General features: G+C 38.6%; 22 protein-coding genes and 1 riboswitch. Of the genes, 8 read left to right on the top strand and 14 right to left on the bottom strand.

Annotation, left to right across the window (positions count from 1 at the left end):
• Positions 1-38 precede the first annotated feature (38 nt).
• The 4 genes from FRX54_RS05640 to upp form a co-directional block, all read right to left on the bottom strand.
• A complete protein-coding gene (locus tag FRX54_RS05640; RefSeq protein ID WP_146461939.1) occupies positions 39-1,214 on the bottom strand; it encodes an ABC transporter substrate-binding protein in 1,176 nt (391 codons plus the stop codon).
• Between the two features lie 113 nt (positions 1,215-1,327).
• Positions 1,328-1,576: a DUF2129 domain-containing protein gene (locus FRX54_RS05635; protein ID WP_146461937.1), complete on the bottom strand. Its 249-nt coding sequence runs from the start codon at positions 1,574-1,576 to the stop codon at positions 1,328-1,330.
• Between the two features lie 79 nt (positions 1,577-1,655).
• Entirely contained in the window at positions 1,656-2,258 is a 603-nt protein-coding gene (locus FRX54_RS05630) for an ATP-dependent Clp protease proteolytic subunit (protein ID WP_146461934.1), read from the bottom strand.
• A gap of 141 nt (positions 2,259-2,399) precedes the next feature.
• Positions 2,400-3,029, bottom strand: a complete 630-nt coding sequence (gene upp / locus FRX54_RS05625) for a uracil phosphoribosyltransferase (protein ID WP_146461932.1) — start codon at positions 3,027-3,029, stop codon at positions 2,400-2,402.
• A gap of 198 nt (positions 3,030-3,227) precedes the next feature.
• Here upp and FRX54_RS05620 point away from each other — a divergent pair, with 198 nt between their 5' ends.
• From FRX54_RS05620 to FRX54_RS05605, 4 genes are read left to right on the top strand one after another with little or no spacing between them, the layout of a single operon-like run.
• Positions 3,228-4,019 carry an ABC transporter ATP-binding protein gene (locus FRX54_RS05620; RefSeq protein WP_146461930.1) on the top strand — a complete coding sequence of 264 codons (792 nt, stop codon included), beginning with the start codon at positions 3,228-3,230 and terminating at the stop codon, positions 4,017-4,019.
• 2 nt (positions 4,020-4,021) lie between these two features.
• Positions 4,022-4,948: an ABC transporter substrate-binding protein gene (locus tag FRX54_RS05615; RefSeq protein ID WP_146461929.1), complete on the top strand. Its 927-nt coding sequence runs from the start codon at positions 4,022-4,024 to the stop codon at positions 4,946-4,948.
• 9 nt (positions 4,949-4,957) lie between these two features.
• Complete coding sequence (locus FRX54_RS05610) at positions 4,958-5,977, top strand: iron ABC transporter permease (protein ID WP_146461928.1); 1,020 nt, start codon at positions 4,958-4,960, stop codon at positions 5,975-5,977.
• The gene (locus FRX54_RS05605) at positions 5,974-6,960 is read left to right on the top strand and encodes an iron ABC transporter permease (RefSeq protein WP_146461926.1); all 987 of its coding nucleotides are present in this window, start codon (positions 5,974-5,976) and stop codon (positions 6,958-6,960) included. The genes FRX54_RS05610 and FRX54_RS05605 overlap by 4 nt, the downstream gene beginning before the upstream one ends.
• Positions 6,961-6,998: 38 nt before the next feature.
• Here FRX54_RS05605 and FRX54_RS05600 read toward each other — a convergent pair whose 3' ends face one another.
• From FRX54_RS05600 to FRX54_RS05565, 8 genes are all read right to left on the bottom strand, one after another.
• Positions 6,999-7,931, bottom strand: a complete 933-nt coding sequence (locus tag FRX54_RS05600; protein ID WP_146461924.1) for a manganese-dependent inorganic pyrophosphatase — start codon at positions 7,929-7,931, stop codon at positions 6,999-7,001.
• 69 nt (positions 7,932-8,000) lie between these two features.
• Positions 8,001-8,756 (bottom strand): pyruvate formate-lyase-activating protein, encoded by a 756-nt coding sequence (pflA, locus tag FRX54_RS05595; protein WP_146461998.1) that lies wholly within the window; start codon positions 8,754-8,756, stop codon positions 8,001-8,003.
• A gap of 139 nt (positions 8,757-8,895) precedes the next feature.
• Positions 8,896-10,134, bottom strand: coding sequence for an MFS transporter (locus FRX54_RS05590; RefSeq protein ID WP_146461922.1), 1,239 nt, complete (start codon positions 10,132-10,134; stop codon positions 8,896-8,898).
• 165 nt (positions 10,135-10,299) lie between these two features.
• The gene (locus tag FRX54_RS05585; protein WP_146461920.1) at positions 10,300-11,634 is read right to left on the bottom strand and encodes a hemolysin family protein; all 1,335 of its coding nucleotides are present in this window, start codon (positions 11,632-11,634) and stop codon (positions 10,300-10,302) included.
• Positions 11,635-11,713: 79 nt separating this feature from the next.
• Entirely contained in the window at positions 11,714-12,265 is a 552-nt protein-coding gene (locus FRX54_RS05580; protein WP_146461919.1) for a class I SAM-dependent methyltransferase, read from the bottom strand.
• A 52-nt stretch (positions 12,266-12,317) separates the two neighbouring features.
• Positions 12,318-12,971, bottom strand: a complete 654-nt coding sequence (locus FRX54_RS05575; RefSeq protein ID WP_146461917.1) for a phosphatase PAP2 family protein — start codon at positions 12,969-12,971, stop codon at positions 12,318-12,320.
• Positions 12,961-13,530, bottom strand: coding sequence for an ECF transporter S component (locus tag FRX54_RS05570; RefSeq protein ID WP_146461915.1), 570 nt, complete (start codon positions 13,528-13,530; stop codon positions 12,961-12,963). Before FRX54_RS05570 ends, FRX54_RS05575 begins: the two co-directional genes overlap by 11 nt.
• Positions 13,531-13,589: 59 nt before the next feature.
• A riboswitch (FMN riboswitch) is annotated at positions 13,590-13,722 on the bottom strand.
• Positions 13,723-13,753: 31 nt separating this feature from the next.
• Positions 13,754-14,302 carry a tRNA (cytidine(34)-2'-O)-methyltransferase gene (locus tag FRX54_RS05565; RefSeq protein ID WP_146461913.1) on the bottom strand — a complete coding sequence of 183 codons (549 nt, stop codon included), beginning with the start codon at positions 14,300-14,302 and terminating at the stop codon, positions 13,754-13,756.
• Between the two features lie 268 nt (positions 14,303-14,570).
• Between FRX54_RS05565 and trkA the strand changes: the two genes are divergently transcribed.
• The 4 genes from trkA to FRX54_RS05545 all read left to right on the top strand — a co-directional run bounded on the left by trkA (position 14,571) and on the right by FRX54_RS05545 (position 18,800).
• Positions 14,571-15,920, top strand: a complete 1,350-nt coding sequence (trkA, locus tag FRX54_RS05560; protein ID WP_146461912.1) for a Trk system potassium transporter TrkA — start codon at positions 14,571-14,573, stop codon at positions 15,918-15,920.
• Between the two features lie 4 nt (positions 15,921-15,924).
• Positions 15,925-17,364, top strand: coding sequence for a TrkH family potassium uptake protein (locus FRX54_RS05555; protein ID WP_146461910.1), 1,440 nt, complete (start codon positions 15,925-15,927; stop codon positions 17,362-17,364).
• 119 nt (positions 17,365-17,483) lie between these two features.
• Positions 17,484-17,951, top strand: a complete 468-nt coding sequence (locus FRX54_RS05550) for a peptidase (RefSeq protein ID WP_146461908.1) — start codon at positions 17,484-17,486, stop codon at positions 17,949-17,951.
• Positions 17,952-17,972: 21 nt separating this feature from the next.
• Positions 17,973-18,800, top strand: coding sequence for a hypothetical protein (locus FRX54_RS05545; RefSeq protein ID WP_146461906.1), 828 nt, complete (start codon positions 17,973-17,975; stop codon positions 18,798-18,800).
• Positions 18,801-18,885: 85 nt separating this feature from the next.
• On the opposite strand, the gene FRX54_RS05540 is transcribed toward FRX54_RS05545, so the two are convergent.
• Both FRX54_RS05540 and FRX54_RS05535 read right to left on the bottom strand, forming a co-directional pair.
• The gene (locus tag FRX54_RS05540; protein ID WP_146461904.1) at positions 18,886-19,728 is read right to left on the bottom strand and encodes a DegV family protein; all 843 of its coding nucleotides are present in this window, start codon (positions 19,726-19,728) and stop codon (positions 18,886-18,888) included.
• A 102-nt stretch (positions 19,729-19,830) separates the two neighbouring features.
• The gene (locus FRX54_RS05535; protein ID WP_146461902.1) at positions 19,831-20,649 is read right to left on the bottom strand and encodes a Cof-type HAD-IIB family hydrolase; all 819 of its coding nucleotides are present in this window, start codon (positions 20,647-20,649) and stop codon (positions 19,831-19,833) included.
• Positions 20,650-20,657 lie beyond the last annotated feature (8 nt).

The raw sequence follows: 20,657 nt of genomic DNA, 5'->3' as shown, positions 1-20,657 counted from the left end.
TGCTATTTTAATTCAGACTATGTAAATAGTCAAGTCCCTTATTTGACTTCAACTGAAGTTGCTGAAGCTTCCTTACCATCTTTCAAGCTAACAACAAGTGCTGTTTTCGCTGGGTTATGGTTGGCATCAACTGTGAACTTACCAGTTACACCCTCAAAATCTTTCAAACTAGCCAGGTTAGTTGCCACATCTTTAGACGTTTTAGCACCCTTAGCTGCTTCTGCTACCATATAAACTGAGTCGTAAGCAAGAGCGGCAAACATGTTTGGCTCTGAGCCATATTTCGCTGTATAAGCTTTTACAAAGGCAGAAGATTTTTCAGTCAAGTTAGTTGATGTTGAGTAACCTGATACATAATACACATTATTAGTGTTTGCTGCACCTGCTGTTTCAACGAATTGTGGATCATTAAATCCGTCTGGGCCAAGGATTGGCTTATCGATACCCATTTCACGCGCTTGTTTCGTGATCAAACCAGTTTCAGTATAGTAACCTGGCATAACGATTGCGTCAAACTCTTTATCTTTAACTTTAGTCAAAGCTGCTTGGAAATCTTTATCGCCTGAAGCAAATGTCTCTTCAACAACAACTTCCCCTTTGTAAGATTTCTTGAATTGATCAGCTACAGCTTTCGCGTAGTCACTTGAGTTGTCATAGAAAAGAACAACTTTTTTAGCACTTAGGTTATCTGTTGCATATTGTGCAAGGATTGCTCCTTGGAAGCTATCAACGAAGGTCGCACGGAAAACGTAATCTTGTACTTTACCAGAAGCATCCAAAGTCAAGCTGTCTAGCGTACCTGAAGGTGTTACCAACGGTACTGCAGCTTGTTGAGCAGCACTAACTGTCGCTGCCGTATTAGCCGATGTCGCTGGTCCAACCATAGCGACAACCTTATCTTGAGTCGCCAAGCTTGTTGCTACGTTTGCTGCCTCAGTTGTGTCCGATTTGTTGTCTTTAGAAACCACTTCAAGTTTCTTACCATCAACACCACCAGCAGCGTTGATTTCTTCAGCAGCCAAATCAGCACCGTTTTTCTCAGCACTACCATAAGCTGCTACTGCTCCAGATAACTCAAAGTTGTAACCAACTTTTACTGTTTCACCAACTTCATTACCTGCTGAATTAGACGAACTACCTGGTGCAGCACCACAAGCTGCTAAGACAGCTGTACTAACAAAAGCAAGTGTTGCTAATGCAAATTTTTTCTTCATAATCTTTTCTCCTTAAGAATTTCTTAATTGATATGTTTTATATCATACTGAATTGTCAGATAATTGTCAAGACTTTTTTTATTAAATTTTTTTATTTTATTATAAAAACGTTTTCACTCCTGTAAATTACCAACAAATTCTTGGTTAATGTCCGTAAAATACGATGGCAACACAGTTTTCACATAGTTTAACTGACTAATTTCTGCTACGATTTGTTCAGCCCCTTCTGCATTAACATAGAGTAACAGGTAACGCATTTTTTTTGAATGATAAATTTTATCGCCATACTGACTTAATTTTTTCGCATCTCGATTGTAATAGAGATAAACCAGTAAACCTTGTCGTTTTTGCCTTTCAAACATCACTTCTCCTCATCAAAATAAGAGATAAAAAGCTAACCAATTTATCTAAGGAATTGCTTTTTATCTCTTGTTACTCACTTTATTGCAAATTGTTATTGGCCATGATTTCATCAATAAAGCCATATTCTAGCGTTTCTTTCGCACTCATCCAACGATCGCGTTCCGCATCTTGATGAATCTTCTCAACAGGTTGACCTGAATTTTCTGCTAAAATTCGTTCAAGATTTTCTCTGGTTTTCAAGAGGTGTTCAGCTGCAATAGCCATATCTGTTTGTTGAGTACCGCCACCTGTGCCACCCATTGGCTGATGGATCATGTATTCTGCATTTGGTAACATGAAACGTTTACCTTTAGTACCACTTGAAGCAATAATCGTTCCCATTGAAGCAGCCATTCCCATCACAATAGTCTGAACATCTGACTTAATAAAGTTCATGGTATCAACAATAGCAAGACCTGCTGACACTGATCCACCTGGAGTATTGACATAAAGATAAATGTCTTTGGTATTATCTTGGGCATCAAGAAACAGGAGTTGGGCAATGACAGAATTTGCCATGTTATCCTCAACAGGACCTGTCAACATAATAATACGATCTTTTAATAAGCGTGAGTAAATATCATACGAACGCTCGCCACGACTAGTTTGTTCAATTACTACTGGAATCATAATTCTCTCCATTTCTAATTTTGCTTGGTCAATTATGACCGTTACAACATTCAATAAGTCTATTATAAAGCCTTGGTCAAAAAAGGTCAATTTTTTTTATTTAACTACTTTCATAAAGTAAGGACCGAAACAACTGTTTCAGTCCTACTCGACCTACTTGGTACCAAATAAACGGTCACCTGCATCACCAAGACCAGGGACAATGTAACCATTCTCGTTTAATTTTTCATCCAAGGCTGCTGTGTAAATGTCAATATCTGGATGGGCTGCTTGTAATTTCTTTACACCTTCTGGTGCCGCCACCAAACACACAAATTTGATATTGGTTGCTCCACGTTTTTTAAGGGAATCTACAGCCAAAATCGCTGAACCACCTGTCGCCAACATCGGATCAACTAGAAAAATTTGACGTTGATTAATATCTTCTGGTAACTTAACCAAGTATTCCACTGGCTCAAAGGTTTCTTCATCACGGTACATGCCAATATGACCGACCTTGGCTGCTGGAACCAGACTCAACAAACCATCAACCATACCAACACCAGCTCGTAAGATTGGCACAATCGCTAACTTTTTCCCTGTCAATTGTTTTTGGACAGTCTTAGTAATCGGTGTTTCAATCTCCACATCTTCTAGGGGAAGGTCACGAGAAACCTCATAACCCATTAACATGGCAATTTCATTAACCAATTCACGAAAGTCCTTGGTCGAGGTTGTTGTGCGACGCAAAATTGACAATTTATGTTGAATTAAAGGATGTGAAATTACTTGAAAGTTACCCATAACAATCACCTCTATTATTTTTTTCTATTATAGCAGATTATTAACTGAAAATCTGCTATAAGGTTATGAAAATTAGAATTTTATGCGACTTCCTCTAGATTAGTCAATAATGATTCCAATATTTCTGAAAAGAGCTTTCTCCTCTTGGCTGACTTTTATTTTGTGCTATAATAAAAATCAGAAAGAAGACTAGAAACGATGTCAATGATTGAAGCTAAGGGTATCCATGTTACTTATCATAAACAAAAGATTCTCTCAAACTTAAGTACTAAATTAAACGATGGACAAATCACAACCATTATTGGCCCCAACGGTTGTGGAAAATCTACCTTGCTCAAGGCTTTATTACGTCTAACACCTATTGAAAAAGGGCAAATTCTTCTGGATGGACAGGCTATTCATTCATTACCAACCAAGGACGTGGCTAAAAAAATTGCCCTTTTACCACAAACGCCACAAGTGCCAAAAGGGCTGTCAACCTATGAGTTGATTTCTTATGGTCGTTTTCCACATCAAAAGTATCTAGGTGGTCTTAGCAATGAAGACCGTGATAAAATTCATTGGGCTATGGAAATCACAAGAGTTACTCCTTTTGCCCAGACGGATGTTGACCAGTTATCAGGTGGGCAACGCCAACGTGTTTGGATTGCCATGGCTTTAGCCCAAGATACGCCAACGATTTTTTTAGATGAGCCAACCACCTACTTGGATATGAATCATCAATTGGAAATTTTAGAGCTCTTACAAGACCTTAATCAGCAGCAAGGAAAAACCATTATTATGGTCTTACATGACTTAAATCTAGCTACTCGTTTTTCTGACTATTTAATTGCTATGAAAGAGGGCAAAATCCATCATCATGGAGTTGTTAATCAGGTCTTGACTAAGTCTGTCTTACGAGAGATTTTCCAAATCGATGCTCAAATCACAACCGATAGGCTTTCACAAAAACCGATTCTAATCAGTTATCAATTACACAAAGGAGTCTAAACATGAAAAAAATGACTAGCTTAGTTTTAACCCTTCTCATGATTATGGTTTTAGCAGCTTGTGGCAAGGCCACATCAAACAATCAATCTCTTTCTGATTCTGAGAATTTGCCTAAAATCGACGGCTTTACTTACTATGGTCAAGTTCCCCAGTCACCAAAACGAGTAGCTAGCTTATCTGCCAGCTATACTGGCTATCTCATGCAGTTAGGGCTTAATATTGTTGCTGCTACGACCTATGACATGGACAATCCTGTTCTGAAAAAAGAATTGGGACAAGCTAAGGAAGTCATGCCAACAGATCTTGAAGCTCTAGCGGCAACCAAGCCTGATTTGATTATTGCTGGCTCAACCGAAGCAAATCTTGAACAGTTGGCTGCCATCGCCCCTGTTATTGCCATCGAGTATGGTAAGCATGATTACTTGCAAGTACTTTCTGATTTTGGACAAGTGTTTAACAAGGAAAAAGAAGCACAAGATTGGTTAAATACTTGGGAAAACAAGGTAGCTCAGACCAAGGACAGATTGACCAAGAGTATTGGAGCAGATAAAACCTTTACTATCATCGGCCTAAGTGAAAAAGAAGTTTATCTTTTTGGTGATAACTGGGGTCGTGGTGGCGAGATTATTTATCAAGCTCTTGGGTTTACAGCTCCAGAAAAGATCACACAAGACGTTTTTCCAAAGGGATATCTCTCTATCTCCAAGGAAGTGTTGAATAACTATATCGGTGATTATGCCATCGTTGCAGCTGATACGACAACGACTAATGCCGCCCTTTATGAAAGTGATATGTGGCAAGCTATTCCTGCTGTGCAAAATGGCCGTATCATCAATGTGCCTGCTAATGCTTTTTATTTCAACGACCCCAAAGCTCTCGATTATCAGTTAGATGTTTTAGAAAAAGCCATTCTAGCAATAAACAACTAGAAAGACAATATGACAACAAGCAAACACTCTCTTCAAACAAAGCCAAATCATTTTTGGCTTGTTTTTTTCATCAGTCTGATTGGCTTAGGATTGGGAATTTATGCCAGCCTACGTTTCGGTGCCATTAGTTACAGTCATCAAGAACTGATGACCATTTTAACCCAACCTTTTCTTGACAGTCAGGCTCAGAATATCATTATTGATAGCCGCTTCCCTCGACTTATCGCTGCCTGTTTAGTTGGGGCTGGATTAGCAACTTCAGGCTTAATCACTCAAGCTGTCACTAGAAATCCTATTTCTGACCCAGGTCTATTGGGAATCAATGCCGGTGCCGGTTTAGCTCTAGTGTTATCCTATCTTTTGATGAAAAACTTACATTATAGCCTCATTCTACTTTTTTGTTTAATTGGTGCTAGCCTAGCTGCCCTATTAGTTTTTGGACTTGCCTATCAAAAAAAGGCAAGCAATCATCAAATACGCTTGATTTTAGCAGGAGCTATGATGACCACGCTATTTTCAGCCATTGGTCAAGCGATTACTCTAGCCAACCATTTATCAACCAGCATTATCGGTTGGCAGTCAGGTGGTCTAGTCGCTGTCAACTGGCCCATGGTTACTTTTATGGCTCCATTTATCCTTGTTGGTCTTGGTTTTGCTTTACTTCTTAGCCATCAACTCAATCTCCTTAATCTTGAAAAATCACTCTCTCAAGCCTTGGGACAACAGATGAGAAAAACACAGCTATTGCTCTTAGCTATCGTTTTGCTCCTATCGGCTAGCAGCGTCGCCTTGGTCGGTAATCTAGCCTTTGTTGGACTTCTCATTCCACATTTAGCCAAACTCGTCAGCAAGCAAAATTATCGTCAACTGCTGCCCCTGACCATGCTTTTGGGAGCTAGTTTTATGGTTTGGATTGACTTACTTTGCCGTGTTATCAATTCGCCATACGAAACATCACTAAATGCTGTGGTCAGCCTTATCAACCTTCCTTCTTTTCTGATTCTCATTAGAAAGGGGCAAAATCTATGACTTCATCTCCAAAAAAAGTCATCGTCGTCTTATTTATCAGCCTAGTGTGTGCTAGTTTACTAGCCTTATCATTTGGCGAAAGCCACATCAATCTAATCACTCTCTTTGACAACAGTAAACAAAGCGAAATCGACCTCATTCTTTTCAATATTAGATTGCCTCGAATTTTGGCCAGCCTTATGGGAGGAGGCTCTCTGGCTCTCGCAGGTTTGTTACTGCAAACCCTTACTCAAAATCCACTAGCAGACTCAGGTATCTTGGGTATCAATGCTGGGGCAGGTTTGGTTATTGCTAGTTTACTAGCTTTTGGGAAATTAGAGTTTGCAATTAGCCAGTCCTTGCTTCCTAGTCTTACCATTCTTGGTAGCTATGCTACAATTCTTCTAGTCTATCTACTTTCTTATAAACCCAATCACAACATCAATCCCAATCGACTGATTATTGCTGGAGTCGGCATTTCCACCATGATGTCTAGTCTTATCGTAACCTTAGTTAGCTATGTAGATCGCTACAAGATTGATTACATCAATAACTGGCTAAGTGGACAAATCACGGGTGATAATTGGCAGAGTCTTTTGATTTGTAGTTTTCCCTTGATTATATTATGGGGGCTAACTTACAGTCAATATCAAGCTTTAAATATCATGAACCTTAACGAATATACGGCAACTGCCTTAGGACTTAATTTAAAAAAACAACGCTTGTTTATTCTTTTTCTAGCCACCTCTCTAGCAGCCATCAGTGTTATCTTGGTTGGCAATATCAGCTTTGTTGGTTTAATTGCTGGTCATAGTGTCAAGCGACAACTTGGGAATAATCATCTTCTAACTATTCCTACTAGCCTGATGGTCGGCATGCTCATCCTCCTAATCGCAGACACTTTGGGACGTATTTTCCTTGTTGGCATGGGGATTCCAACTGGTCTGCTAGTTGCTATCGTTGGTGCACCTTATTTTCTTTATCTGATGTTGAAAATGGACTAATAAATTCAAAAAGTTGAGCCAAACATGGCTCAACTTTTTTACGCATTAAAACTCTCTGTTAATTGTGGAACTACTTGTTTCTTACGTGATACAGCACCTGGTAAAAAGGCATGATTGTTCTCCAATTTGAAGTTGAATGCCGCCTCAACCTTATCCATGTGTTGACCCAATGCCAAAATCTCTGAATTTGAATTAACAATATCTGTAATCATCAATACAAAATCTGAATAGCCATTAGCCTGACTAGCTGCTAACATGGCTGCCTCGATCTCTTCTTGACGTTCTAAAACTTCTGCAATATCAACAGTATTGACTTGAGCCACACGAACTGGATTGCCATTTAATTCAAATGTTTTAGCATCAATATCAATCAATTCTGCTGCTGACTTGCTAGCGAGATTTGTTCCTGCTTTCAATAGGGCTAAACCATAAGTTTCCAAATCAACCTCTGCCAATTCAGCCAGTTCTTTAGCCACTTGATGATCACTTTCTGCCGTTGTTGGTGATTTCAATAGAAGCGTATCTGAAATCAAACCTGACAACAATAGACCTGCCACTTCTTTTGGCAGTACTAGACCAGTCTCTTTAGCAGCACGATAAACAATTGATGACGCTGAACCTACTGGCTCTAAACGCATATAAAGTGGGTTGGCTGTTTCAAAATTCGCCACACGGTGATGGTCAACCACTGCCAAAATCTCAAGTTCTGCAATATCGCTAATTGATTGTTGGAATTCATTGTGATCTGTCAAAATCACTTGACTCGCACCTGCTTCCTTAGCTGACGTTACCACAGTCGGTGCTTCAACACCAAAATAATCCAAGGCAAAGGCAGTTTCTTCGTTCGGAGTGCCTAAGGCTACTGCTTTAGCATCACGCCCCCAAGCGTTTTTCTCCAAATAAGCCCAACCATAAGATGATGCAATGGCATCCGTATCAGGATTTTGATGACCAAATACTAAAATCGACATGTCTTTTCTACCTCATATATTTCTAAGTTTCGCTTTATTATACCAAAAATCAAGCCAAGTCGCAAAAGACTAGGAATGAATACGTTTCATATAATTGGTATAGGTTTCTGTTTGCATCAAATCCTTGGCATTTTTGACACGGTCTGCTGTCGGTGGCTTAACACCAGCCAAGGCATAGGGAATTCCCAACTCTCGCCACTTAAATTCGCCCATGGTGTGATAAGGCAAAATCTCAAACTTATCCACATTTTTAAGGGTTTTGACGAACTGACCTAGCTCCACCAAATCTTGGTCAATATCTGTCAAACCAGGCACCAAAACATGGCGAATCCAAACTGGAACTCCTTTATCTGATAGGTATTTAGCGCAGGCAATGATATTTTTATTGCTTTGGCTGGTCACAAATTTATGGCGTTCATCATTGATTTCTTTAATATCCAACAACACCAAATCCGTCACTGCTAGCAATTTATCAAAAATTTCATGGTAAGCTGGCGTATCACGAAACGGCAAGGCACAGGTATCCAAGGTACAATGAATACCTAGTTTTTTAGCTTCCGTAAACAAGGCTGTGACAAACTCAATCTGAAGCAGAGCCTCACCACCAGAAACCGTAATACCACCTTCTTTGCCCCAAAAATGACGGTAAGACAAGGCTTCTTTCAAGACATCTTCAACCGTCCGTTCTTGAGAGTTATTGGTTTCCATTTCCCAAGTGTCTGGGTTATGACAATATTGACAACGCATTTTACAGCCCTGCATAAAAATAATGAAGCGAACGCCTGGACCATCCACTGTTCCAAAACTTTCTGTTGAATGCACCATACCTGTTACTTTTTTATAATCAATATCAATCACCAAACCACCTCTTTTGAAAACGCTTTATAGATTTATTATACTCCTTTTTTAGACAAAAAACTAGCTAAAATAAAAGAAAGACATCACTTCGTCTTTCTCTTTTCTCTTAAAGTAAATCTTTCTTTTTCAAAAAACGGCTAAGATAGGCTACAAAGGCAAGCATTAGAAAACCTGAAACGAAAAACACGGTCAAAATAGGAAAATACTCAAATAACAAGCCAAAAATCAAGGTCCCCACAGGAACTGACACCTGAACCAAAACATCAAGAATAGCAAAAATTCGACCTTGCTTACTTGGTGCAATCTGCTTTTGAAATAAGGTCAAAATAGGAATTCTACCTGCTGTCAAAGCCAAACCTATCATCAGATTGATAACGACTAAGAAGATCAATAAAAAGAACAGGTTATGTTTGAAAATCGTAACGCCAAAAACAATGGCAAAAAGACAAAATCCACTAACCAACCAACTCTTAATAATTAGACTGATTTTATCAGGATTGATTGAGCGATAGGCAAAGACACTACTGGCTAGTAGCATACCTACTGAAACACTTGCTTCTAAAATGCCTACTGCTAGACTATTTTCTGAAAAATAAGTGGTCACAATGATTGGAAAACCAATCACCAAAGCTGATAGAAGAAAATTCATGACCAACATGCCAAACAATAAAATCAGCAAGACTTTTTGGTCAAATAAATAAGACAAGGCAGCTTTCAATGTCTGCTCTTCCTTAGCATTTCCATCAACTATGTCATCGTCAAGCTGCTGAAACGGGCGATTGCTAAACGAGAGAAAACAAAGTGAGATTAAACCCAGACCTTCTAACAAAAGCTCCAAGCCAATCGCCATATCTAAGGACATTAAGGGATAAATCGCCCCTGCTACAACTGGACCAAGCAAGGATGAGGCAGAGTCAACGCTCTGAATCAAGCCATTAAACTGTCCAAGTTCTTCTTCTGACTCAACCAAATGAACAGCCGATGCCAGTATCGTGGTTGATACTAGACTATCCATTAGATTAAGCAAGACCACAATCAAGATGACAATGAACAAGTTAGGTGTCACTTGACCCATACTGAAAAAGAAACACATTGCCAAAATTAGCATACTAGTGAGTTGAGCCATAAGCAATAGTGGTTTTTTAGGATAACGATCCACCATAAGACCAATGACAGGTGTTCCCAATAAACTAACAACTGAACCAATCAAGACAATCTGACTAAAGGCAAGAGGGCTTTTGGTCTGCATGAGTACGGTCAAAGACAAGAAAAATGTCAATACCGCACTACCAAATTGTGTGAACAGAACGGTGAAAAATAACGGAAGTCTTACTCTAAGTGTCATTTGTTTACCTCCATGTGCTAACAAAGAAATCTTATTGCTAAAATATATATAATTGTTCGTCTATCGCTAGTATATCTCAACAGACAAGACCTGTAAACCCAGAGCTAAATAGGCATCAAAATAGGAACTGATGATTTAACCATCAATTCCTATGATTTTATTATCTTAGTTGACTTGCTCATCAGTTTCTAATGGACTGACTAGCACTTTCAACTTGACGACACGACCATCTTTGACCTTATCATTGATAAAATCAAAGCGTTTATTTTGGCTATCAACTTGATAGCTTTCTTTAACATCTTGATTAGGAATAGTGCCAATACCTGCTAGGTAAAAACCTGCAATGGTATCCACATCATCACTAACTAATTCACTTTCAAAATATTCGTTGAATTCGTTGAGTGTCATATTACCAAGGACAATATAGGTTTGATCGGCGATTTCTCGAACAGACTCTGCTGCCTTGTCTGTTTCATCATCGATTTCACCGACAATCTCTTCTAGCAAGTCTTCCAAGGTCACCAGACCTGATACGCCACCATATTCATCTAGTAAAATCGCCATTTGTCGTTGATTGTTACGCAGAGTAGTTAAGAGATTATCCACAAAAATCGTTTCTGGTACAAAAAGTGGCTCTTGCAGTAACTGGCGAAGATTGATTTTGTCAAAACCTTGAGCAAAAGCTGCACTCAAAATATTTTTCGTATGAATCAAGCCGATAATCTTGTCCTTATCCCCATCATAAACAGGAATACGAGAATAGTTTTCTTTTAAGATTTCCTTAATCAGCTCTGTGGTATCGTCATTGATGTCAACCATAAAGGCATCTGTCCTTGGCACCATCACTTCACGCGCCATGGTTTCATCTAAAGAAAAGACCCCTTGCAACATGCCAATCTCTTCAGCGTCCAATGTCGCCTCACTATTGGTCAACAGGTACTCAATCTCATCTCTGGTCATCTGCTCATTGGCATCATCAAAGGTCATTGGCGTTAGACGACTCAAAAGATTGGTTGATGCTGATAAGAACCAAACAAAGGGACTGACCAATTTACCCAAAAAGAGAATAATTGGGGCTGAGTAAATCGCCAAATTTTCCTTGAGGTTCATGGCAATTCGCTTAGGATATAGCTCACCAATCACAATCGAGATATAAGTCAAGAAAACCAAAGAAATAATATCTCCTGCCGTTTTCGCAGTTGTTGATTGGCCAAACCAAGACGCAATCACCGTTCCCAAGGAATCTGCAAAACTTGCCCCTGATAAAAGGGTAATGAGGGTAATCCCGACTTGGATAGTTGACAGAAAATTATTGGGATTATCCAAAATTTTCAACAAACGGGCATAACGCTTATCTCCTTCGGCTGCCTTTTGCTCCACACGAGAACGATTGAGCGATACCATAGCCATTTCACTAGCTGAGAAAAAGGCATTGAATAAGGTGAGTAGTAATAATAATAAAAATTGTAATAACAAGGACTGACTGCTAGGGTCTTCCATTTTTCATCTCCTAATTTCTAAATAATCCAGTCTATTATATCATATTTTCCATAAATATCACGTTTTGAACGATTATCTCCTACTTAGCCTTCCCTAATTTCTCAATCATAATCAAAAAAGGCGGCTGATTGATTTGATTAAGAGCCTGATAGGACATGACTGCAAAATCTTTTTGAGGCAGACGGCTGACAAAATCAAGCAGGGAGTCTTTTTCTCTTTGCCCACCCTCATGACCATAATAAACCATGATTGAGATACGACCACCAAAAGATAAACGTTCTAAAATTTGTTCAAGAGCCAGCAAGGTGGTTTTGGGTTGAGTTGTTAAAGACTTGTCTGCTCTAGGCAAATAACCTAGATTGAAAATCGCACCATCAATTTTTTCCTTAACATAGTTTGCCACTTGCTCATGTCCTGCATGAATCAAGTTAGCCACCAGATTTTCTCTTGCCAATCGTTCTTGCGTCCAAACCAAAGCTTGCTTTTGAACATCGAAAGCATAAACTTTCCCCGCTTTTTTGGCCAAAAAAACTGTATCAAAACCTTGACCCATGGTTGCATCTACCACTACACTATCGGGTGTTAATACCTCAGCTAAAAAATCGTGAGCCATGGCCAATGGTTTTTTCATCTTAAATCTCCTTCTTTTAATGAAATAAGGCTAGGGCTGACCTAACCTTATTTTATTTTTGTTTGGCTTGAAAACGCCATTTAAAACGCCAGCGATCATAGTAGGGAAATAACATATTCAAAATCGCATAGCCAACTAATAAACCTGATAAAATATCTATTGGATAATGAACACCCAAGTAAACTCGAGATAGAGCTACCAAAACAATCAAGCTAGTCAAAACCAAACTAACAATCAGTCGTAAACCACTTCTTTGGTTCAAACGTTGGTAACAAACAATCAAAATCGCACCAAAGATGACCATCGCTCCCAAAGCGTGTCCGCTTGGAAAAGAGTAGCCGGATGCTGATACTAGATGTGGGATGCTTGGACGTGGACGTTGATAAACTGATTTGAAAACAACAATTGCCAAGCCAGCTAAACTTGCACTAATTAACAAATAATAGGCTTCTGCTCGCCATTTTTTCAACCAAAAAACAAGGGCAGGAAAAATAGTCAGAGCTAATTGAACAGGTGGATTACCTAAAACAGTTATGTTTTGGAAAAAGTCTGTCCAAAAACTTGGTAGATCGTTTCTAAACTTCGCTTGTACAGTTTGATCAAAAGATAGAACGGTTTCTGGATAAAATTTAATCACATAGCCCATACAGACAAAAATGACCAAGGCAAATGTGCCACGAAGTAGGTAAGTTTCTTTATTTTTCATAACGATAAGTGGATAAAATAGGTTTCAATAAACGGTAAATGAGCGCAAAGGATAGAGAAAAAATCAATCCTTGAACAAGATTAAATGGTAAAACCATGCCAAAAAGATAAAGTGAGGTACCGATAAACTGACTAATATCAAAATTCGCCAATTTCGCATAAAGTGGGATACCATATACCCAGTTCAAGAGCAACATGCTAAGGGTTAAGACAACTGTTCCAACTAGACTCGCCATCACATAGCGAGAGACTGTTTCCTTTTTTTTCCAAATCAATGCAAAGCAAGCCACAAAAATGGCCAAGGCTAGCACATTCATCGGCAAACCAATCCAATCATTAACCCCGCGATTGTTTAGGACAAACTTGAGAACAGTTCGCAGACCTAAAATAAGATAGGCTGTTTTAAGATCAAACAAGTACAACCCCAACAATATAGGTAAAATACTCAACTCCACTTTCAAAAAATCAGCTCCTGGAATAATCGGAAAGCCAAAAAGCATTAAGCTAAAAGATAGAGCTGATAAAATGGCAATTAAAACCATCTGTCTTGTTTGTAACATAAAAAATTCCTCCAATTTTGACAAATTGGAAGAAGTAGCAAAGAGTACACTAAAAGACCCTTTGTCTTCTCCCATCCAGACTTTACTGTCGGTTGTGGAATCACACCACATCAGCTTACGCTCACGGACTTCTACATGCCACTGCACCTAGTCACCGCCGGTCGGGAATTTCACCCTGCCCTGAAGACCTCTTTAGTATATCATAAACTTATGGTTGGAACAATCATTTGAGCTTATCTTGCTCATAGGTATGTTCCAACTCGAGTTGGGGAAAACCTTGTTGACGCAAGGCTTCATAGACAATCATACATACCGTATTAGACACATTTAGGCTACGGACGTGTTGGTCATTCATGGGAATGCGTAGGGCTTTGTCAGCATGTTGACGCATAAAATCCTCTGGCAGCCCTGTATCTTCTCGACCAAACATAAAATAATGCGATTGATCATCATGATAATCAACCTCACTATAAACTTTCTCAGCAAATTTTGTGATCAGGTGAAGTTGACCTTGGCATTGCTCTAAAAAGTCATCCAAACTATCATAAAAATAAATCTCTAACTTATCCCAATAATCCAATCCTGCTCGCTTCATTTTCTTATCATCAATCGGAAAACCCATGGGTTTGATGATATGAAGTGGACTATTGGTTGCTACACAAGTTCTAGCAATATTACCTGTATTGGCTGGGATTTGAGGCTGATACAACACAATATGATTTTGTCTTTCAACCGTTACTTGTCTATCCTGGCTCAATTCTGCTAAATTCATCTTGATTAGTCCCCATTCTTTTGATTAAAAAAATAGCCATGCCACCCGGATTAAATCAGCAGGCAACATGGTTGATAGCTCATTGACTTAAATCATAACAGGATTGAGTTAAACCAATGAGTGACTATCCTTATTATAGCATGCTTAAACGGTCTGTCAATAGCTTTTTTGATAAATTTCTTAGACAAATAACGCATTTCGGTCAGAAAAATGTGCATTTTTGCTAAAAAAGGAGTATGATATAGGGTATATAAAAGGAGAAACAATCATGAAAATCATTGTTATTGGTGGAGGTAAGGTCGGTTCTGCCCTTTGCCAATCTTTAGTTGAAGAAAATCACGATGTGATTCTCATTGAAGAAAAAAAAGACGTCTTGAAACGTCTGACTAAACTTTATGATATTATGGGCATTGTTGGCAACGGAGCCAATTTTAAGATTTTAGAAGAAGCTGGAGTCAATCACTGCGATATTTTTATCGCCCTAACCGAAAAAGATGAGGTTAATATGATTGCTGCTGTTCTGGCTAAGAAAATGGGAGCCAAGGAAACGATTGTTCGGATGCGTAATCCAGAGTATTCTAACTCTTACTTTAAGGATCGAAATTTTCTTGGCTTTTCAGCAGTGGTTAATCCAGAACTATTGACAGCCCAATACATCGCCAACAGTGTTGAATTTCCAAATGCCCAGTCGGTCGAGCATTTTGCCAATGGCCGTGTCATGCTGATGGAATTTCACATCACTAAAAAAAGCCATCTCTGTAACCTGACCCTCAATCAATTTCGTAAAAAATTCAATGGCTTAGTAGTTTGTGCCATCCAGCGTGACGATCAAGTCTTGATTCCCCACGGTGAGGCAACCATCAAAACTGACGACCATATCTTTGTGACGGGCAATCGTTTAGAGATGATTCTCTTTCACAACTATGTCAAGAAAAAAAACGTCAAAAATATGATGCTGATTGGAGCTGGAAAGATTACTTACTATCTGCTTCATATCTTGAAAAACACCAACATCAAGGTGCGAGTCATGGAAATTAATCCTGAACGTGCTACCTGGCTTAGCCAAGAATTTCCTTATCTACACGTTATTCAGGGCGATGGAACTGCCAAAGAGTTATTATTAGAAGAAAATATTCAAAACTATGACGCTGTAGCCACATTGACAGGTTATGATGAAGAAAATATTATCGCCTCAATGTTCTTAGAAACTTTGGGAGTTGAAAAAAACATTACCAAGGTCAACCGTACTGCCTTATTAGAGATTATTGATGCCCAACCTTTTTCAAGTATCGTTGTTCCAAAACGAATTGCTATTGACAGCATCATGCACTTTATCCGTGGACGTGTCAATGCCGAAGGCTCAAAACTTGATGCCATGCATCATATTGCCAACGAACAGATTGAAACCTTACAATTTGAAATCAAGGAGGGAAATCCCTTGGCAGATTTGCAATTAGCTAATATTGAGTTGAAAGATAATGTACTGATTGCAGCCATTATTCGTAAAAATCAGACCCTCTTTCCAACTGGGCAAGATCATTTGGAAATTGGAGATAAGGTGATTGTCATTACCCTATTGAAAAATATTTCTAGTATCAAGGATTTATTAGCGAGGTAAGTAAATGAATAAACGTATGATTGGCTATCTCCTTGCAAAATTGCTCTTGATTGAAGTTGGCCTACTTCTTGTGCCATTAGTAACTGCTTTTATTTACGGTGAAGACCTAAAAATCAAGCTATCTATCTTACTAACCATGGCTCTGTTGACACTTTTTGGGTTACTGGGAACACACTTAAAACCCAAACATCAAAAACTTTATACCAAAGAAGGGTTAATCATTGTTTCTCTTTGTTGGCTCCTTTGGTCTTTCTTTGGAGCTTTACCCTTTGTCTTTTCTGGGCAAATTCCCAATCTAGTTGATGCTTTTTTTGAAACCACTTCTGGCTTCACCTCAACAGGGGCAACTATTTTAACGTCAACCAATGTCCTATCTCACTCACTTTTACTATGGCGAAGTTTTACCCAACTCATCGGAGGAATGGGAGTGTTGGTCTTTGCCTTAGCCATTTTAGACAATTATCAAAACAATAATTTGGAAGTCATGCAGGCAGAAATGGCTGGTCCTGTTTTTGGTAAGATTGTTGCCAAACTTAAAAATACAGCTCAAATTCTCTATCTCATCTATTTCATTTTATTTGTTATTTTAACGGTTATTTTATGGATTACTGGACTTTCGTTTTATGATAGCCTAATTACTGCTATGGCAACAGCTGGAACAGGGGGCTTTGCCGGCTATGAAAACAATATCGCCTACCACAACAACTCCTTGGTCACTAACATTATTTCCATTAGTATGATTCTCTTTGGGATTAACTTCAACCTCTACTATCTGCTCCTTCTAGGTAAAATTCGTAGTTTCTTCAAAAATGAAGAATTGAAACTTTATTTAATTATTATTATTCTCAGTAGTTTAGCTATTTGGCTTAATGTTAAAAATCTCTATCCATCATTTCAAGAATCTGTAGAAAAAGTATTCTTCCAAGTTTCCTCTACTCTAACATCAACTGGATTCAGTCATCCAGATATTACTCCTTGGCCACTCTTTTCACAAGTTATCCTACTTGGCTTAATGTTTTGTGGGGGAATGGCTGGTTCAACTGCTGGTGGTTTCAAAATCATGCGAGTGCTCATTTTACTTAAATTAGTCAAGAACCAAATGTTAGCAACTTTGTATCCTAATAGAATACTCTCTCTCCATATTGACCAAGCACCCTTAGATAGACAAATCCAAGATGACATTCTTAAATATTCCATTGTTTATGTTATGATTTTGTCGAGTTTGATTCTTATTCTTAGCGTAGACAGTAATGATTTTCTCGTTGCTTTTAGTGCCGCCCTATCTAGCCTTAACAATGTCGGGCCAATATTAGGCACCCCTCAAAATTTCAATCTCTTTAGTCCTGTCAATAAAGTCATTCTATCCATTATTATGATTGCTGGGCGTTTGGAGATTTACCCACTGCTCCTATTCTTTCTTCCTAGGACTTGGTCAAAAATCTAAACACCAACAGGTTAAAATCAAGAAGATTTTAACCTGTTTTTAACAACTACGACTTGAAAAAGTTGAACTTTCTCGCTATAATAGAAAATACTGAATAAAATTTGAAAGAGGCAACTCCTATGAAATCTTCAAAGAATGAAGTCGTCTATCTTGTTTTGACCATTCTATGTGTCATTTTTATTGGAACTATTTATTTTATCTTTGGAAATATCCGTCAAGCTAATGTGTCAGTAACACCTACTCCGTCTATCACGGCTAGCCAAGTTGACAATAAAAATCTTGAAGCGGCACAAGCTGCCGTTCAAGCTGCTGAGGCGAACAAGAGTGAAGAAAGTATTGCTCTAGCTCATGAAGCTCTACAACAAGTGCAGGATGAAAAAGATAAATTGGAATTACAAGCCAAATTAGATGATCTCAGCACTGAATTAACCAACCAACAGGTCGCAACAACGGCCGTTGAAACTGCCGAAGCTAGCCTGAGTGCTGAAGATGTCCAAGCTGCCAGGGAAGCTATCGAGCAATTAAAAGATGACGCTAAGAAAAACGAATTGCAAGTAAGACTAGAAGCTATTGCAACTGAAAATTAAACATAAAGGAACTCAACTGATATGAAACGTAAAGAACTCATCTATAGCGGTATTACGCTCTTATTGCTACTGATTTTAGGCGTCAGCTACCTATCATTGAATAAAAAGACAAGCAAGTCAACGACATCAGCGACTGCCCTAACATCTAGTAGCTCAACTAGCACACCTATCCCACCAGCTTTGGAAAAATTATTTCAAACTTTGGAAAATGATCCTAATCAAACTGGCATTAACCAAGCTCAAGCTGCTATTGATAAACTAACAAATAACGATCAAAAAGAAAGTTTGCAAAATCGCTTAAACAAAATCAAGGCTAAACTTAAATTGATTGAAAGTACAGAAAAAGCTCTTCAAAGTGCTGAGAAAAACCCTAGCCAACGTACGATTAAGGCTGCTCAAGATGCCATCAATCGTATCACAATTCCTAGCAAGAAAGAAAAATTCCAAAAACGCTTAGATCAAATTAAAAAAGAATTGGAAAATCCTAGTCAATCTTCTGAATCAAGCAGCCAAGAAGAAAGCAGAGAATCAAGTTCAGAAGCAAGTAGCCAAGCCAGCTCAAGCTCTGAATCTAATGAGCCGGCAACTACAATTACAGAAACTAATACTAATACTAATACTGATACTGCTGTCACTTATAACAACTCTCCTTCAACTGCTAATTCAAGCTATTATGTACCAAGTACCACTCAAACAACAAACTCATCTACAGCTAGCTCTACTGTTACACCTAGCGTTAGTGTAGAGGAAACACCTGCTGTATCAGAAACACCAGTAGAAACTACTGCTGAAGTCCCAGCAGAAACTAACATTGCTGATTCAGAAGTAGAAACATCTACCACTGAGTGATCATATCAAAAAAGCGTGTCTCACACGCTTTTTATCATCGATAAACTTAAAACCATCTCGCTTTACTCACGAGATGGTTTTAATATTAAATTTCATACCCCATTAAAATACCACCGTCTTCAGCATAGAAGCTACATAAGCCAGATGTGGCATGATAGCTAATTTCTGCTTGAGGGAATTGGGTCAAGATTTTCTCACTTAATTGTTGGCAGATTTTCTCATTGTTAGAATGAGCAATAACCACTTTACCGCCTTTGTAGCCTGCCTTAACCATCTCTTCCAGACTAGCTAAAATAGCTTTTTTCTGACCGCGTGATTTTTGCAAGAGTTCTAAACGTCCTTCTTGACTAGCCTCACCAACCATACGAATATTCAAAAGACCAACCACTGCTCCTACTAGCTTACTTAAACGGCCATTTTTGACCAAATTATCAACCTTAGCTAGAACAAAAAGTAATTTTGTCTTTTCTTGATAGGCTGTAATTTTATCAACCACTTCTTCAAAGGATAAGCCTGAAGCAATCAAGCGATTAATCTCCATCACCAATAAATCAATTTCACCACCTGCTGATAGGGAATCAATCAAATGAACCTTGATACTAGGATTTTCTTCTTTCAACATTTCCACTGCCAAACGAGCACTGTTATGACTACCTGATAGTGTCCCTGTAATCGTAATGGCAATCACATGGTCTGCTCCACGATAGGCTTGCAAGAAGGCGTCAGGACTAGGGCAACTTGAACTTGCTGCAGCAGAAGTTTGATACATGGTTTCCATCATTTTAGGAATATCCAAACCTTCATCATCTACAAAAATCTCATTACCGATTTGTAAGGTTAAGGGAACTCGCTCAAAACTAGTGTTAGGAGCTAAGTTTTCAATGTTTTTTAGATCGCAACCTGAGTCTGCAACAACTTTCCATGACATAATCATTTCTCACTTTTCTTAAAAATAAAATGCTTTCATTCTTATTATAACACCATTTGTATGAATCAGCTAGCAAAAAACATTTGATAATCAAAGGAGATTTTAGTCAAACAACGGATTTAGCACATAAGTTTCAATGGCCTTAGCAACTCCTGCTTCATTGTTAGAACTTGTTTGGTGACTTGTAATAGCTTTCACTTGCTCTGTTGCATTGCCCATAGCGACACCCAAACCTGCATAAGCTAGCATTTCCAAATCATTATTACCATCACCGAGAGCCATAATATTTTCTGGAAGAATCTCAAAACGTGTGGCTAAATCTGACAGAGCACTTGCCTTAGTCACACCTTTTGGCATGGCTTCAAAAATATAAGGCTGACTACGAACAACTGAAAAAAGACTCGCTAATTTTTCTTCTTGTTCTTTTTGGAATTGATCTAAAACACGCTCATCACCTAAAAACATAGCTTGAAAGATTGGTTCTTTCTTGGCTTTTAGGTCTGCTAAATCAATAGCAATGGCTTCTGTGAATACCAGACTAGCATCATAAGCAACAATTTCTGGCACATGATCGGCAAAAACATAGAAATGATTATCCGTGATTAAGGTTAAATAAATCCCAGGATACTCTTGTGCAATACCTAGTAAGAGTTCAATTTCTTCAAAACTTACCCCGTTAGTATCCACCAAGGACCAATCTTTTGTGGCATAGGTCGAACAACCATTGTTCAAAATAGCATAATCACCAATCCCCAATTCATCAAAATAAGGAATAACACCTGGCTTCATTCGACCCGTGCAAAGAACAATCTTCACACCCTTTTGAGCTACTTTCTGCAAGACCTCTTTATTGGCTTGCGGAATTTGTTTGTCATCGTTTAACAAGGTGCCATCCATATCAATCGCAATTAGTTTAATCATACCAGTTC

Origin of the sequence: Streptococcus sp. sy004, assembly GCF_007859205.1 — a bacterium.
Lineage (GTDB): Bacteria > Bacillota > Bacilli > Lactobacillales > Streptococcaceae > Streptococcus.
This window is presented reverse-complemented; position numbering and strand designations above follow the sequence as displayed.